Annotated in this window: 14 protein-coding genes and 1 riboswitch; of the genes, 8 read left to right on the top strand and 6 right to left on the bottom strand. The window is 71.7% G+C overall.

Annotated elements, in window-relative coordinates; all coding sequences use genetic code 11:
- Window positions 1-29: 29 nt before the first annotated feature.
- From RMT89_RS24585 to RMT89_RS24570, 4 genes are read left to right on the top strand one after another with little or no spacing between them, the layout of a single operon-like run.
- Complete coding sequence (locus RMT89_RS24585) at window positions 30-1,562, top strand: GMC oxidoreductase (protein WP_315885953.1); 1,533 nt, start codon at window positions 30-32, stop codon at window positions 1,560-1,562.
- Window positions 1,559-2,605: a glycine betaine/L-proline ABC transporter ATP-binding protein gene (locus RMT89_RS24580; RefSeq protein WP_315885952.1), complete on the top strand. Its 1,047-nt coding sequence runs from the start codon at window positions 1,559-1,561 to the stop codon at window positions 2,603-2,605. Before RMT89_RS24585 ends, RMT89_RS24580 begins: the two co-directional genes overlap by 4 nt.
- Window positions 2,606-4,543, top strand: a complete 1,938-nt coding sequence (locus RMT89_RS24575; protein WP_315885951.1) for an ABC transporter permease subunit — start codon at window positions 2,606-2,608, stop codon at window positions 4,541-4,543.
- 1 nt (window position 4,544) lies between these two features.
- Window positions 4,545-5,498 (top strand): ABC transporter substrate-binding protein, encoded by a 954-nt coding sequence (locus RMT89_RS24570; protein ID WP_315885950.1) that lies wholly within the window; start codon window positions 4,545-4,547, stop codon window positions 5,496-5,498.
- A 3-nt stretch (window positions 5,499-5,501) separates the two neighbouring features.
- On the opposite strand, the gene RMT89_RS24565 is transcribed toward RMT89_RS24570, so the two are convergent.
- Window positions 5,502-6,206 carry an isocitrate lyase/phosphoenolpyruvate mutase family protein gene (locus RMT89_RS24565; protein ID WP_315885949.1) on the bottom strand — a complete coding sequence of 235 codons (705 nt, stop codon included), beginning with the start codon at window positions 6,204-6,206 and terminating at the stop codon, window positions 5,502-5,504.
- On the bottom strand, window positions 6,203-6,715 hold the full coding sequence (locus RMT89_RS24560; RefSeq protein WP_399498477.1) for a carboxymuconolactone decarboxylase family protein: 513 nt from the start codon (window positions 6,713-6,715) through the stop codon (window positions 6,203-6,205). Before RMT89_RS24560 ends, RMT89_RS24565 begins: the two co-directional genes overlap by 4 nt.
- A 53-nt stretch (window positions 6,716-6,768) precedes the next feature.
- On the opposite strand from RMT89_RS24560, the gene RMT89_RS24555 reads away from it, so the two are divergent.
- The 3 genes from RMT89_RS24555 to RMT89_RS24545 are packed head-to-tail and all read left to right on the top strand — an operon-like array spanning window position 6,769 to window position 9,769.
- Window positions 6,769-8,166, top strand: coding sequence for a PLP-dependent aminotransferase family protein (locus RMT89_RS24555; protein WP_315885947.1), 1,398 nt, complete (start codon window positions 6,769-6,771; stop codon window positions 8,164-8,166).
- A gap of 39 nt (window positions 8,167-8,205) precedes the next feature.
- Window positions 8,206-8,562 carry a hypothetical protein gene (locus tag RMT89_RS24550; protein ID WP_315885946.1) on the top strand — a complete coding sequence of 119 codons (357 nt, stop codon included), beginning with the start codon at window positions 8,206-8,208 and terminating at the stop codon, window positions 8,560-8,562.
- Window positions 8,563-8,584: 22 nt separating this feature from the next.
- Window positions 8,585-9,769 (top strand): glutathionylspermidine synthase family protein, encoded by a 1,185-nt coding sequence (locus RMT89_RS24545; protein ID WP_315885945.1) that lies wholly within the window; start codon window positions 8,585-8,587, stop codon window positions 9,767-9,769.
- Here the strand turns inward: RMT89_RS24545 and rocD are convergent.
- Window positions 9,766-10,971, bottom strand: coding sequence for an ornithine--oxo-acid transaminase (rocD, locus tag RMT89_RS24540; protein ID WP_315885944.1), 1,206 nt, complete (start codon window positions 10,969-10,971; stop codon window positions 9,766-9,768). The genes RMT89_RS24545 and rocD overlap by 4 nt on opposite strands.
- A gap of 101 nt (window positions 10,972-11,072) precedes the next feature.
- A riboswitch (ZMP/ZTP riboswitch) is annotated at window positions 11,073-11,162 on the top strand.
- A 34-nt stretch (window positions 11,163-11,196) separates the two neighbouring features.
- On the opposite strand from rocD, the gene RMT89_RS24535 reads away from it, so the two are divergent.
- Entirely contained in the window at window positions 11,197-12,645 is a 1,449-nt protein-coding gene (locus RMT89_RS24535; protein WP_315885943.1) for a glycine hydroxymethyltransferase, read from the top strand.
- 54 nt (window positions 12,646-12,699) lie between these two features.
- Here RMT89_RS24535 and RMT89_RS24530 read toward each other — a convergent pair whose 3' ends face one another.
- The 3 genes from RMT89_RS24530 to RMT89_RS24520 all read right to left on the bottom strand — a co-directional run bounded on the left by RMT89_RS24530 (window position 12,700) and on the right by RMT89_RS24520 (window position 15,162).
- Entirely contained in the window at window positions 12,700-13,401 is a 702-nt protein-coding gene (locus RMT89_RS24530; RefSeq protein WP_315885942.1) for a hypothetical protein, read from the bottom strand.
- Between the two features lie 305 nt (window positions 13,402-13,706).
- The gene (locus tag RMT89_RS24525) at window positions 13,707-14,567 is read right to left on the bottom strand and encodes a hypothetical protein (RefSeq protein ID WP_315885941.1); all 861 of its coding nucleotides are present in this window, start codon (window positions 14,565-14,567) and stop codon (window positions 13,707-13,709) included.
- Window positions 14,560-15,162, bottom strand: coding sequence for an RNA polymerase sigma factor (locus RMT89_RS24520; RefSeq protein ID WP_399498475.1), 603 nt, complete (start codon window positions 15,160-15,162; stop codon window positions 14,560-14,562). Before RMT89_RS24520 ends, RMT89_RS24525 begins: the two co-directional genes overlap by 8 nt.
- Window positions 15,163-15,234 lie beyond the last annotated feature (72 nt).

Genomic DNA, 15,234 nt, shown 5'->3' with positions numbered 1-15,234 from the left:
CTCCCCGCACCTTCCTGGAGTAACCCCCCATGCCTCAGAACACCCATGTCTACGATTACGTCGTGATCGGCGGCGGCACCGCAGGATCCGTCATCGCCTCCCGGCTGACCGGGAACCCCGATGTCACCGTCGCCGTCATCGAGGGCGGCCCGAGCGACGTCGGCCGTGACGACGTCCTCACCCTGCGCCGCTGGATGGGCCTGCTCGGCGGCGAGCTGGACTACGACTACCCGACCACCGAGCAGCCGCGCGGCAACTCCCACATCCGGCACAGCCGCGCCCGGGTGCTCGGCGGATGCTCGTCGCACAACACCCTGATCGCCTTCAAGCCCCTGCCCTCCGACTGGGACGAGTGGGAGGCGGCCGGCGCCAAGGGCTGGGGCGCGGTGCCGATGGAGGCGTACTACGCGCGCCTGCTGAACAACATCGTCCCGGTCGACGAGAAGGACCGGAACGCCATCGCCCGCGACTTCGTCGACGCGGCGCAGGAGGCCCTCGGCGTCCCGCGCGTGGAGGGCTTCAACAAGAAGCCGTTCACCGACGGCGTCGGTTTCTTCGACCTCGCCTACCACCCGGAGAACAACAAGCGTTCGTCCGCGTCGGTGGCGTATCTGCACCCGGTGATGGACGAGCGCCCGAACCTGACGATCCTGCTGGAGACCTGGGCGCACAAGCTGGAGCTGAACGGCACCCGCGCCGAGGGCGTGCACGTACGCGATAAGGACGGCGAGGAGTTCCTCGTCCGTGCCCGGCGCGAGGTGCTGCTCTGCGCCGGTGCCGTCGACTCGCCGCGGCTGCTGCTGCACTCGGGCATCGGGCGCCGCGAGGACCTGGAGGCGCTCGGCATACCCGTCGTGCTCGACCTGCCGGGCGTCGGCGAGAACCTGCTCGACCACCCCGAGTCGGTGATCGTCTGGGAGACGCACGGCCCCCTCCCGGAGAACTCCGCGATGGACTCCGACGCGGGCCTGTTCGTGCGCCGCGATCCCGAACACGCGGGCCCCGACCTGATGTTCCACTTCTACCAGATCCCGTTCACGGACAACCCGGAGCGCCTGGGCTACGAGCGCCCGGAGTTCGGCGTCTCGATGACCCCGAACATCCCCAAGCCGAAGTCCCGCGGCCGTCTTTACCTGACGAGCCCGGACCCGTCCGTGAAGCCCGCCCTGGACTTCCGCTACTTCACCGACGAGGACGACTACGACGGGCAGACGCTGGTCGACGGCATCCGCATCGCCCGCGAGATCGCCAGGACCGAGCCGCTGGCGGGCTGGCTCAAGCGCGAGGTCTGCCCGGGCCCGGAGGTCCTCGGCGACGCGGAGCTGAGCGAGTACGCCCGTAAGGTCGCGCACACCGTCTACCACCCGGCGGGCACCTGCAAGATGGGCGCGATCGACGACGAAATGGCAGTGGTGGACCCACAGTTGAGGATCCGCGGCCTTGAGGGCATCCGTATCGCCGACGCCTCGGTCTTCCCGACCATGCCCGCCGTGAACCCGATGATCGGCGTGCTCATGGTCGGGGAACGCGCCGTGGACCTGATCGGTGGCGATGCGCGATGAGTGGCGCTCCGGTCTTCTCCGTGGACGGCCTGTGGAAGGTCTTCGGCCCCAAGGCGGACCGCGTCCCCGCGGACCCCGAACTGTCCGCGCTCGCCCCCGCCGAACTCCGCTCCCGCACCGGCTGCACGGCCGCCGTCCGGGACGTCTCCTTCGACGTCCGCAAGGGCGAGGTCTTCGTCGTCATGGGCCTGTCCGGCTCGGGCAAGTCCACCCTGGTCCGCTGTCTGACCCGGCTGATCGAGCCGACGTCCGGCACGATCGCCATCGACGGCGAGGACGTCCGTGCCATGGACAAGTCCCGCCTGCGCGAACTGCGCCGCCACCGCGCGGCGATGGTCTTCCAGCACTTCGGCCTGCTGCCGCACCGCACGGTCCTCGACAACGTCGCGTACGGCCTGGAGATCCAGGGCGTCGGCAAGTCCGAGCGCCGCGAACGCGCCGCCGCGGTCGTCGCCAAGGTCGGCCTGGAGGGCATGGAGCAGCGCAAGCCGAGCCAGCTCTCGGGCGGCCAGCGCCAGCGAGTGGGCCTGGCCCGCGCGCTGGCCGTGGACCCGGAGGTCCTGCTGTTCGACGAGCCGTTCAGCGCGCTGGACCCCCTGATCCGCCGGGACATGCAGGAGGAGGTCGTCCGCCTCCACCGCGAAGAGGGCCGCACGATGGTCTTCATCACGCACGACCTGAGCGAGGCCCTGAAACTGGGCGACCGCATCGCGCTGATGCGGGACGGCCGAGTGGTCCAGCTCGGCACCCCGGAAGAGATCGTCGGCTCCCCGGCCGACGACTACGTCCGCGAGTTCGTCCGGGACGTACCGCGCGAGCAGGTCATGACGGTGCGCACCGCCATGCGTCCCGGCGACTGCGGCGGTACGGACCACGTGGGCGGGCTGGACGCCGACGCGGTGGTCGCGGAGGCCATCAAGGTCGTCGCCCGCACTCATCAGCCCGCCTGCGTCATGGAGGACGGCCGGTGTCTGGGGGTTGTCGACCACGAACGGTTGCTGGACGTCGTCGCCGGAACGGAGCTTCACAAGGAGGTGGTCTGAATGGCCACGGTCACCGCATCCACCCCTGGTGTGCTCCCCGGCGGCCTGCTCCGGCACCGAGCCGTCCACAAGCTGCTGCTCCTGGCCCTCGCCGCCGCGATCCTCGTTCCCCTGGCCAACTCCCGCTGGGCCAGCGGCACCTGGCCCGACGCCCTCACCGTCGACCTGACCACCCCCCTCACCACCACCAGCGACTGGATCATCGACAACCGGGACAGCCACCCCCTGTTCCTCTACTTCCTGGGCCACGTCAGCAACGCGGTCGTCCTGGGCGTACGCGCCGTCTACCTCGTCCTGCTCGCCGCGGGCTGGGCCGGTGTCACCGCGCTCGGCGCGCTGGTCGCCTGGCGCGTCGCGGGCCCCAAGCTCGCCCTGGGCACCGCCGCCGCCTTCCTGACCTGCGGCGCCCTCGGTATGTGGGTACCGACCATGCAGACGCTCGCCCTGATGGTGGTCGCCGTGCTGGCGTCCGTCGTCGTGGGCGCGCTGCTCGGGCTCGCCTCAGGCCTGTCCGACCGCCTGGACAGGGCCCTGCGCCCGGTCCTGGACACCATGCAGGTGCTCCCCGCCTTCGCCTACCTCCTCCCCGTCGTCCTGATCTTCGGCATCGGCGTCCCCGCGGCCGTCCTCGCCACCGTCGTCTACGCCGCCCCGCCCATGGCCCGCCTCACCGCCCTCGGCCTGCGCGGCGCCGACAAGGAGGTGCTGGAGGCCGTCGACTCCCTCGGCGCCACCGCCCGCCAGCGACTGCTGACGGCCCGCATCCCGCTGGCCCGCAAGGAACTCCTCCTCGGCGTCAACCAGACGATCATGATGGCGCTGTCCATGGCGGTCATCGCGTCCGTCATCGGCGCCGGCGGCCTGGGCGACCGCGTCTACCAGGCGCTGGCCTCGGTCGACGTGGGCGCGGCCCTGGCGGCCGGTGTCCCGATCGTGCTGCTGGCGGTCGTCCTGGACCGCGTCACCGCCGCGGCGGGCGACGGCACCGAGCGAACCGGCCGCGCTGCATGGGCGTACGCCCTCGCCGCCGCACTGGCCGTCGCCGTCGCCGGACGTCTCCTGGGCCGCCTCGACTGGCCCGACGCCTGGGTGCTGAACATCGCCGAGCCGGTCAACCGTGCCGTCGACTGGATGACCGCCCACCTCTACTCCGGCGTCCCCGTGATCGGCGGCACCGCCGAGTGGGCGGGGCGCTTCACCATCTGGGTCCTGGACCCCGTACGCGACGGCCTTCAGGGGCTGCCCTGGTGGGCCGTGCTGCTCGTCGTCGCCGCCCTCGCCTGGCTGATCGGCACCTGGCGCACCGCGCTCACCGCGACCCTCGCCATGGCCGCGATCGGAGTGCTCGGGGTGTGGGAGCCGTCCCTGGACACCTTGTCCCAGGTGCTGGCCGCCGTCGCCGTCACCCTGGTCCTCGGCGTCGCGACCGGTGCCGCGGCGGCCCGCAGCGACCGGGTGGAGCGCGCCCTGCGCCCCGTCCTGGACGTCTTCCAGACGATGCCGCAGTTCGTGTACCTGATCCCGGTCGTCGCGCTGTTCGGCGTCGGCCGCGCCCCCGCCGTCGCCGCGGCCGTCGTCTACGCCCTGCCCGCCGTCGTCCGCATCACGGCACAGGGCCTGCGCCAGGTCGACCCCGCGGCCCTGGAGTCGGCCCGCTCGCTCGGCGCGACCCCTGCCCAGCAGCTGTGGCAGGTCCAACTGCCGCTCGCCCGCCGCTCGTTGCTGCTCGCCGTCAACCAGGGCGTGGTCCTGGTCCTCGCCGTCGTCATCATCGGCGGTCTGGTCGGCGGTGGCGCGCTCGGCTACGACGTCGTCTTCGGCCTCGCCAAGGGCGACCTGGCCACCGGCCTGGTGGCCGGCGCCGCGATCGTCTGTCTGGGCCTGATGCTCGACCGGGTCACCCAGCCGACGGATCGCCGCACGAAGAAGGGAGCATGACATGCGAGTTCGCATCACCGCGACCGCTGCCGTGGGCGCGCTGCTCCTGCTCACCGGCTGCGGCGCCGCCGACATGACCAAGCAGGCCTCGCCGTTCGCCAACGCCCAGGGCGCCAAGACGGTCACCCTGTCCACGCAGTCCTGGGTCGGCGCCCAGGCCAACGTCGCCGTCGCCCAGTACCTGCTGGAGCAGGAGCTCGGCTACCGCGTCGACACCGTCCAGGTCGACGAGGTCCCCGCCTGGGACGCGCTCAGCCAGGGCCGGGTCGACGCGATCATGGAGGACTGGGGCCACCCCGACGAGGAACAGCGCTACGTCCAGGACAAGAAGACGATCGTCAACGGTGGCGGCCTCGGGGTCACCGGCCACATCGGCTGGTACGTCCCGACGTACTTCGCGAAGCAGCACCCGGACGTCACCGACTGGAGGAACCTCAACAAGTACGCCGACCAGATGCGCACCCCGGAGAGCGGTGGCAAGGGCCAGCTGATGGACGGCTCGCCCTCCTACGTCACCAACGACAAGGCGCTGGTGAAGAACCTCGACCTGGACTACCAGGTGGTGTTCGCCGGATCCGAGGCCGCCCAGATCACCCAGATCAAGCAGTTCGCCAAGGAGAAGAAGCCCTTCCTGACCTACTGGTACACCCCCCAGTGGCTGTTCAAGAAGGTCCCCATGACCGAGGTGAAACTGCCGGCGTACAAGGAGGGCTGCGACGCGGACCCGGAGAAGGTCGCCTGCGCCTATCCGCACACCCCGCTGCAGAAGTACCTCAACGCCGACTTCGCGAAGGGCGGCGGCGAGGCCGCGGCCTTCCTGAAGAAGTTCAAGTGGACGACCGAGGACCAGAACGAGGTCTCCCTGATGATCGCCGACCAGAAGCTGACCCCAGAGGAGGCGGCGAAGAAGTGGGTGGACAGCCACGAGTCCACCTGGCGTTCATGGCTGTCCTGACGGTCACCGCAGCAGCGCGGCGATCCCTTCCGTCGCCCGGCGCTGCAGGTACGGCCCGAAGGTGATCCGCGTGGCCCCTCGCTCCCCGAGCTCGGCGGGCGAGGGGCCCTCACCCACCTCGGCGATCACATTCACCGGCCCCTGGATACCGGCCCGCAGCAGCGGGAGTACGGCGACGGGGGCGCCGATCGGATAAACGCAGTCGGCGCCCGCGGCGACGTACAACGCGGCCCGCCCGATGGCCCGTTCGGGCTCCGCGACTCCCCGGATGAAGGTATCGATTCGCGCGTTGACGAAGAGCCGGTCCCCGGCGGCCGCCCGTACCTCGGCGAGCCAGTCGGCGTGCCGCCGCGGATCCTTGAGCACGCCACCTTCGGAGTCCTCCAGGTTGCACCCCACGGCCCCCGCCTCCAGCAGCCGCTCCACCAGCTCCTTCGGCGCGATCCCGTACCCGCCCTCGACGTCCGCCGACACCGGCACGTCCACGGCCCGCGCGATCCGGGCGACCGCCGCGAACACCTCGTCGGCCGGGGTCTGTCCGTCCTCGTACCCGAGGGAGGCGGCGACCCCCGCGCTGGGCGTGGCGAGCGCCGGGAACCCGGCCGCCTCAAGGGCCCGCGCGCTCGCCGCGTCCCAAGGGCCGGGCAGCACGAGCGGATCACCCGGGGCGGGGCGCCGGTGCAGGGCGCGGAAGACCTCGACGGTCACCGCTGACCCGGCTGGTAGTGCCCCGGCGTCATCCGGCAGGTCACCCCGAACCGGTTCCAGGCGTTGATCACCGTGATCGCGGCGATCAGCTGGGCCAGCTCGGCCTCGTCGAAGCGGGCGGCCGCCTTCGCGTACACCTCGTCCGGCACAAGACCGTCGGTGAGCACGGTGACCGCCTCCGTCAGCGCGATGGCCGCGAGCTCCTTCTCGGTGTAGAAGTGCGCCGACTCCTCCCAGGCGGAGAGCTGGATGATCCGCTCCACGCTCTCCCCGGCCGCCAGGGCGTCCTTGGTGTGCATGTCCAGGCAGAAGGCGCAGTGGTTGAGCTGCGAGGCACGGACCTTCACCAGTTCCAGCAGCTTCGGGTCCAGACCCCGTCGGGCGGCCGCGTCGAGCCGGACCATCGCCTTGTACACCTCGGGCGCATGCTCGGCCCAGTTCAGCCGGGGGGCGTGCTCGGGGGCGTATGCGGCGGGGGCTTCCACAGGGGCGGTGTGATCACTGGTCATCGTCATGCCCTCGACCCTACGAAGGAAAAGGCCCAGGAGTATGGTCCATTTCCATGGCAGACACATGGGCCACTTCGGGAGCCCTGGGCATCGACCTCCACCTGGAACCGACCACCGGACCAGGTCTGCGACGGGGCCTCACCGACGCCCTGCGCGAGGCCGTCCGCACCGGCCGCTTGGCACCCGGCACCCGGCTGCCGTCCTCCCGCTCCCTCTCCGCCGACCTCGGCATCGCCCGCAACACCGTCGCCGACGCCTACGCCGACCTTGTCGCCGAGGGCTGGCTCACCGCCCGGCAGGGCTCCGGCACCCGAGTCGCCGAGGGCCGCTCGACACCCCCCACGGCCCCCGCCCCGACCCGCCGCGCCCGCCCCCGCCCCGTCCACGACCTGACCGCCGGCACCCCCGACCTCGCCTCCTTCCCCCGCGCCGAGTGGCTCAAGGCGGCCCGCCGCGCCCTGAACACCGCCCCCTACGACGTCCTCGGCTACGGCGACCCACGCGGCCGCATCGAACTGCGCACCGCCCTCGCGAGCTACCTCTCCCGCGCCCGAGGCGTACGCGCCGACCCCGAACGCATCGTCATCTGCGCCGGCTTCGCCCACGGCCTGTGCCTCCTCGGCACGGTCCTGCGGGCCCGCGGCGCCCGTACGGTCGCCGTCGAGTCCTACGGACTCCCCGAACACCGCAAGGTCCTCGCCACGACCGGTCTCGCCACCACCCCTCTGCCCTTCGATGAACTCGGCACCGATCCCGCTGAGTTGACGGACGCCGGTGGCGTACTGCTCACCCCCGCCCACCAGTTCCCCATGGGCGCCGTCCTGCACCGCTCCCGGCGCGCTGCTGTCGTGGACTGGGCGCGGCGCACCGGCGGCCTGATCCTGGAGGACGACTACGACGGCGAGTTCCGCTACGACCGCCAGCCCGTCGGCGCGCTCCAGGGCCTGGACCCCGGCCACGTCGTCTACCTGGGCACCGCCAGCAAATCCCTTGCCCCCGGCCTGCGCCTGGCCTGGCTGGTCCTGCCGCCCGCCCTGATCGAGCCGGTGACGGCGGCCAAGGGTGACGTGGACAGCTGCGGGGTGCTCGACCAGCTGACCCTGGCCGAATTCATCGCCCACGGCGCCCACGACCGCCACGTCCGCGCCTCCCGGCTGCGCTACCGCAGACGCCGTGACGCACTGGTCGCCGCCCTCGCCGAACGCGCCCCCGACGTCCGGGTCACCGGCGTCGCGGCCGGCCTGCACGCCGTCCTGTGCCTGCCGCCGGGCACCGAGGCGTCGGTCGTCCAGGCGGCTCCCTGGCAGGGCCTGTCCCTGCACGGCCTTGCGTACTTCCGCCATGAACAGGCCACCGCCGAGCCCCTCGACGCACTGGTCGTCGGCTACGGAACCCCGCCGGACCACGCATGGGCGGGGGCCCTCGAAGCCCTGTGCCGGGTGCTGCCGTAAGGTGATCGCGCAGCCGAAGGACACGGGGAGAGACGGGACATGGCTCAGACGAAGCGCCGACTGCGGTCCAGCACGGTGGTGCTCGGCGGTATGGGAGTCGTCGCGGCGGCACTGACCTCCTGCGGCTCCGAGCCCGACCGGCGCTGTGTCGACCGGGACAGCTACACCTGGGACGGCTACAAGATCATCGCCGACAAGAACTGCAAGTCGGGTTCCTCCGGCTCGTCCTACGGCAAGAGCGGCAAGAAGAAGACCGGCAAGGGCGGCAGCGACGCCGCCTGGTATTACGACGCCGAAGTCGACGGCGGCTATGCCGACTACGGCACCTTCAGCCGCAGCGATGCCGTGGACCGCGGCGGCTTCGGCTGCTCGGGCTCCGGCAGCGGCGGCGGCTGAGCGGGCCTCCCGGACGTACGCCATGGAACGCCGCACGATCGACCCTCGCCCCGGCTGGCAGCAGACCGTCGAGGAACAGGGCCTGATCTACCCGCTCACCCGCTACCCCGACAACTCCCTGCGCCCGTACTGGGACGAGAGCGCCTACTACGTCTTCTCCCTGGAGGAGGTCGAGGCGCTGGAGGAGGTTGTCGAGGAACTGCACCGCATGTGCCTGCGGGCGGCGGAATACATCGTCACCTCCGGGCGCCTCGCCGACCTCGGCATCACCGACCCGCGCGTGGCGGAGGCGGTCACCGAGGCCTGGCGCCGCCGCACCGAACTCCCCTCCCTCTACGGCCGTTTCGACCTGCGCTACGACGGCCGCGGCCCGGCGAAGCTCCTGGAGTACAACGCCGACACCCCCACCTCCCTGGTCGAGGCCGCCTCCCCGCAGTGGTTCTGGATGGAGGAGCGCTTCCCCGGCGCCGACCAGTGGAACTCCCTCCACGAACGCCTGGTCGCCGCCTGGAAGAAGCAGGCCGCCCTCCTCCCGCCCGGCAGTCCCCTGTACTTCGCGCACTCCTCCGCCGACGAACTCGGCGAAGACCTGATGACGGTCGCCTACCTCAAGGAGACGGCCGAGCAGGCCGGACTCGACACCGACTGGATCTCCATGGAGGAGATCGGCTGGGACCGTCTCTCCGGCCGCTTCGTCGACAACCGGCTCCGCTTCATCCGCAGCTGCTTCAAGCTCTACCCCTGGGAGTGGCTCACCACCGACCGCTTCGCCGATCACGTCCTGGACACCCTCGACAACGGCGGCGGCACCGGCTCCACCCTGTGGATCGAACCGGCCTGGAAGATGCTCCTGTCCAACAAGGCGCTGCTGGCGGTCCTCTGGGAGCTCTACCCCGGCCACCCCAACCTGCTCCCCGCCCATCTCGACGGCCCTCACGAGCTCGCCCGCACCGCCGGCTATGTCGCCAAGCCCCTGCTGGGCCGCGAGGGCGCGGGCGTCACCGTCCACGAACCGGGCACCGACCCCGTGGTCCGCGACGAGCCGTGCTGTTACCAGGAGTTGGCCCCCCTGCCCGACTTCGACGGCAACCGGGTCGTCCTCGGCGCCTGGGTCGTCGAGGACGAGTCGGCGGGCCTCGGCATCCGGGAGTCCTCCGGACTCATCACGGACGAGTACGCCCGCTTCCTGCCGCACGTGATCATCTAGACCCGGAGCACCGCCCGGAACTGGGCAAGTCCCCAGTCCAGATCCTCCTTGCCGATCACCAGCGGCGGCGCGATCCGGATCGTCGCCCCGTGCGTGTCCTTCACCAGCACACCCCGGTCCATCAGCTTCTCCGACACCTCCCGCCCGGACCCGTACGCCCGGGCGATGTCCACCCCCGCCCACAGCCCGCGGCCCCGCACGTCCGTCACCCGCCCCATGTCGGCCAGTGCCGCCAGCTCCCGGTGCAGATGCTCGCCGAGCTCCGCGGAGCGCGCCTGGTACTCGCCCGACCGCACCATCGCGATCACCTCCAGCGCCACCGCACAGGCCAGCGGATTCCCCCCGAACGTCGACCCGTGCTCCCCGGGCCGGAACACCCCCAGCACCTCGGCCGAGGACACCACCGCCGATACCGGCACCACACCGCCCCCGAGCGCCTTGCCCAGCACATACATGTCCGGCACCACGCCCTCGTGCTCGCACGCGAAGGTCCGCCCCGTCCGCCCCAGGCCCGACTGGATCTCATCGGCCACGAACAGCACGTTCCGCTCCCGCGCCAGCTCCCGCACCGCCGGCAGATAACCGGACGGCGGCACGATCACCCCCGACTCGCCCTGGATCGGCTCCAGCAGCACCGCGACGGTGTTCTCCGTCATCGCCTCCCGCATCGCCGTCAGATCCCCGTACGGCACGATCTGGAACCCCGGCGTGTACGGCCCGAAGTCCGCGCGCGCCTCCGGATCGGTGGAGAAGCTGATGACCGTCGTCGTACGGCCGTGGAAGTTGCCGCCCGCGACCACGATCTTCGCCATCTCCGCGGGCACGCCCTTGACCCGGTACCCCCACTTCCGGGCCGTCTTCACCGCGGTCTCCACCGCCTCCACGCCGGTGTTCATCGGCAGCACCATCTCCATGCCGCACAACTGCGCGAGCTCCTCGCAGAACGCGGCGTACCGGTCGTGATGGAACGCCCGCGACGTGAGCGTCACCCGCTCCAGCTGCGCCTTGGCCGCATCGATGATCCGCCGGTTGCGGTGCCCGAAATTGAGGGCCGAGTAACCGGCCAGCAGATCCAGATACCGCCGACCCTCCACATCCGTCATCCACGCCCCGTCGGCCGAGGCGACGACGACCGGCAGCGGTGCGTAGTTGTGCGCACCGTGCGCCTCGGCCGCGGCGATGAGGGTTTCCGTAGTGGTCACGGGACCTCCAGAAGACACCGGGAGACAAGCGGGACCCCCTTCCTATCCTTGCTCGGATGGTGGACGCGGGACCTTGACCCGACGGCGCGCCCGGTAGGCTGACGGCGGGCCGTGACTGGCGCGCTGGGATGGGACCGACCATCGGGGAGCGGCCCGGTCGTGACTGTGTGCCGTGCGCCTGGGCCGAACCGTGAACGCTGAACGCCACGCCGTCCGGAGGCCGACTTGTCCGAGCAGCCCCTCTCCAACGAATCCACCGCCTTCCGCGCCGCCCTCGACGTCATCCGCGCCGTGGAGCCGCGGGTCGCCGATGCCATCGGCCAGGAGGTCCACGACCAGCGCGAGATGCTCAAGCTGATCGCCTCCGAGAACTACGCCTCCCCGGCCACGCTGCTGGCGATGGGCAACTGGTTCAGCGACAAGTACGCCGAGGGCACCATCGGCCGCCGCTTCTACGCCGGCTGCCGCAATGTCGACACCGTCGAGTCCCTCGCCGCGGAACACGCCAAGGAACTCTTCGGCGCCCGCCACGCCTACGTCCAGCCGCACTCCGGCATCGACGCCAACCTCGTCGCCTTCTGGTCCGTCCTGGCCGCCCGCGTCGAGGCCCCCGCCCTGGAGAAGGCCGGCGTCCGCCAGGTCAACGACCTCTCCGACGCCGACTGGGCCGAGCTGCGCCAGGCCTTCGGCAACCAGCGCATGCTCGGCATGTCCCTGGACGCCGGCGGCCACCTCACCCACGGTTTCCGCCCGAACATCTCCGGCAAGATGTTCGACCAGCGCTCCTACGGCACCGACCCGGCCACCGGCCTGATCGACTACGCGGCGCTGCGGGTGTCGGCCCGCGAGTTCAAGCCGCTGATCATCGTCGCCGGCTACTCCGCCTACCCCCGTCTGGTGAACTTCCGGATCATGCGGGAGATCGCCGACGAGGTCGGCGCGACCCTGATGGTCGACATGGCCCACTTCGCGGGCCTGGTCGCGGGCAAGGTCCTCACCGGCGACTTCGACCCGGTCCCGCACGCCCAGATCGTCACCACCACCACCCACAAGTCGCTGCGTGGTCCGCGCGGCGGCATGGTCCTGTGCGACGACTCCCTCAAGGACCAGGTCGACCGCGGCTGCCCGATGGTCCTCGGCGGCCCGCTCCCGCACGTCATGGCCGCCAAGGCCGTCGCCCTCGCCGAGGCCCGTCAGCCCGACTTCCAGGACTACGCCCAGCGCATCGTCGACAATTCCCGCGCCCTCGCCGATGGCCTGATGCGCCGGGGCGCGACCCTGGTCACGGGCGGTACGGACAACCACCTCAACCTGATCGACGTGGCCGGCTCCTACGGCCTCACCGGCCGCCAGGCCGAGGCCGCGCTGCTGGAGTCCGGCATCGTCACCAACCGCAACGCCATCCCGGCCGACCCCAACGGCGCCTGGTACACCTCCGGCATCCGCATCGGCACCCCCGCCCTGACCACCCGCGGTCTCGGCACCGCCGAGATGGACGAGGTCGCCGGCCTCATCGACCGTGTCCTCACCACCGCGGAGCCCGGCACCACCAAGTCCGGCGCGCCCTCCAAGGCCGCCCACGTCCTCGACCCCAAGATCGCGGACGAGATCTCCCGCCGGGCGACCGACCTGGTGGCCGGCTTCCCGCTGTACCCCGAGATCGACCTCGGCTGACAAGCGCCCACTGTGGAGTTGTCAAAGAACGTGCGTTTCAAAGAACGGTGACGCTCACAGATCGATGAGCTGCTGTCGTGGCTCCTCCCGCGGCGGTCCCCCTCCAGGGCGGGCCGCCGCGCGGCGTATCGCCAGCGTGCCGCCCACCCCGGCCGCGAAGCCCACGGCCAGGCCCGGTATCGCCCACCACACGGCGTCCGCCGCCGGGACCGAGCCGTCGGTCCCCGCCGAGGCCCCGCTCGCCGGTGCGCCGAGCAGGCCTGCCCGGTCCAGCCGCTCGAAGACCGAGCGCGGTGCCCGATGCCAGCGGATGTCGTCGTCCTCCACATCCGGCGCCGGATCCGAACGCACCCACGGTGTGCCGTCCTCGGCGACGAACAGCTGATCCTGGCGCTCTATCGCCACGTCACCGCCGGGCGGACTGTCGGTCGTGGGCCAGCCGCCCACCCCCGTCAGCCCCCACACCACCGTGATCCGCACCGGCGGATACCGGCCCTCGGACCAGGCCTCCGGCACCCGCTCCGTTCCGGTGTGCATCGGCTCCAGCAACTGCCACAGCCGGGCGAACCGCACCTCGCCGGAGCGCACCGCGGTCGGCTGTCCAGCCCCGCCCGCGACCACCATCGTCAGATCGGGCGGCCGAGCCGCTCGGTCGGCGGCCCCGGCGGCCGGTGCCCCGCCGCACAGCGCCAGCGCCGCCGACACCGGCCCCAGCAGCACGAGCCGCGCCGCGACCCGCCCCCTGCAGCCCCTCATCGGCCTCGACCTCCCCCTACCGATCCCATCCGCCCGTCGCCCGCGCCTCATATGCCCGGACCTCACACGTCCAGCAGCTCCTGCCGGGGCCCCGGCTCCCCTTTCCGACCGCCCATCGCCAACCGCGTGGCGAAGGGCCGCAGTGTCAGCGCCAGCACCGCCAGTCGACGCCGTCCTTCCCTCACCCCGAGCACTCGCCTGCGCATCCGGACCCCCAAGCAGTCGATCGCCGTGCGGCCCGTCCGCGAGCCGCGTGTCACTTCTGGTACACCGCCCGACCCGCCGGGGTTCCCACCCCCGGCCGACTATTCGGAGGACTTCTCCAGCGACTTCGCGATCTCCACCGCTCGCTCCTTCGACGTCACGCCCTCCAGCCGCAGCGTGAGGGTCCGGTCGTCCGCCGCGCTCGTCCCGCGCATCCACAGCAGCGTCGGTCCAGCCGTCCGCTCCTTGCGCGTGTAAGGGGACCCGTCCGCCCCCACCAGCCAGAAACTCAGCAGATGCGGCCGCGCGAACCACAGAGCCGGCTCCGGCACCGAGGCGCCGCCCAGCGTGATCCACTCCGGCTGCTCCCGCACGGTCTTGATGAAGCCGGTGTCCAGGCGCGCCGAGAACTCGTCCAGCCGTATCGTCCGCCCGTCAACCTGCCAGCACAGGCTCACCAGGAACCGCCCCCGAGGCTCGCCGGTCACCGTCACCGCGTCCGGCGCGCCCAGCTCCGGTGGCAGGACCGGCTCGAACCCGGCCCGGCGCTCGGCCTGCGCCAGCGACACCGATCCCTCGCAGCGAGGCACCTCGGCGCTCGCCGACGGACGGGCCGACGGGTCGTAGCGCACCTCGACCCCGCCGAAGCCGAACCAGTCGAAGACCGCCGCCCGCACCGGGGGCGTGAGCACGAGCACCGTGACCAGACCGCACAGCACCGCGGTCAGCGAACGCCACCGCGCCCGCGTCCACCGCCGCGCCGAACGCAGCCGTGCCCCGGCCCCCGCCGGCTCGGCCACCGGCACCGGGATCTGCTCCGCGAGTATCTGCCCCAGCACCCGCTCGACCATCGTCTCGGCGCCGTCCGACCCCGGCCGGTCCAGGGACCGCCCCAGCGACCGCAGCTCCTCCGGCAGCCCGGGGCCGCCGTCACCGTCGTACGAACCGCGCTCCTCACCCATGCTCCTCACCTCCTTCTCCGGGCTCGAAATCCGGCAGCAGTCTGCCCAGCTTGCGCAGTGCGCGATTGAGCCGGGACTTCACCGTCCCCCGGGGCCAGCCCAGCGCCTGGGCCGTCTCCGGCTCGTCCATCTCCAGCAGATAGCGGTAGGTGACGACCAGGCGGTGCTCCTCGCTCAGCTTCTCCAGGGCGCCCAGCAGGGCCGCGCGGCGCTCTGTGCGCAGGGTCGCCGCCGCCGGGTCCGCCGATTCCGGTATCAGCGGCTCGGCCTCCACGAAGGCCGCCTCCCGGCCCGCGAGCGTGCGCTGCCGGGCCGCCGTGCGCACTGTGTTCCTCGTCTCATTGGCGACGATCGACAGCAGCCACGGCCGGAACGCCGAACCGTCCCGGAACCGCCCCAGCGCGCAGTACGCCTTGACGAAGGCCTGCTGCACCACGTCCTCAGCGTCCGCACCGGCCCCGAGCGCGGCGGCCGCCCGCAGCGCGATGCCCGTATGGGCACGCACCAACTCCGCGTACGCCTCCGGCTCCCCGGCGCGTACACGAGCGATCACCGCGGCCTCATCGACGATGCGGCCCCCCTCCCGCGTTCTCACACCCTTGTTACACCGCCGGAGACGGATCGGTTCCCACCTGTTGCCGACCAGTTCCCCATCGGTTCCGGAGCG

The organism is Streptomyces sp. P17, from assembly GCF_032436805.1.
Taxonomy (GTDB): domain Bacteria; phylum Actinomycetota; class Actinomycetes; order Streptomycetales; family Streptomycetaceae; genus Streptomyces.
This window is presented reverse-complemented; position numbering and strand designations above follow the sequence as displayed.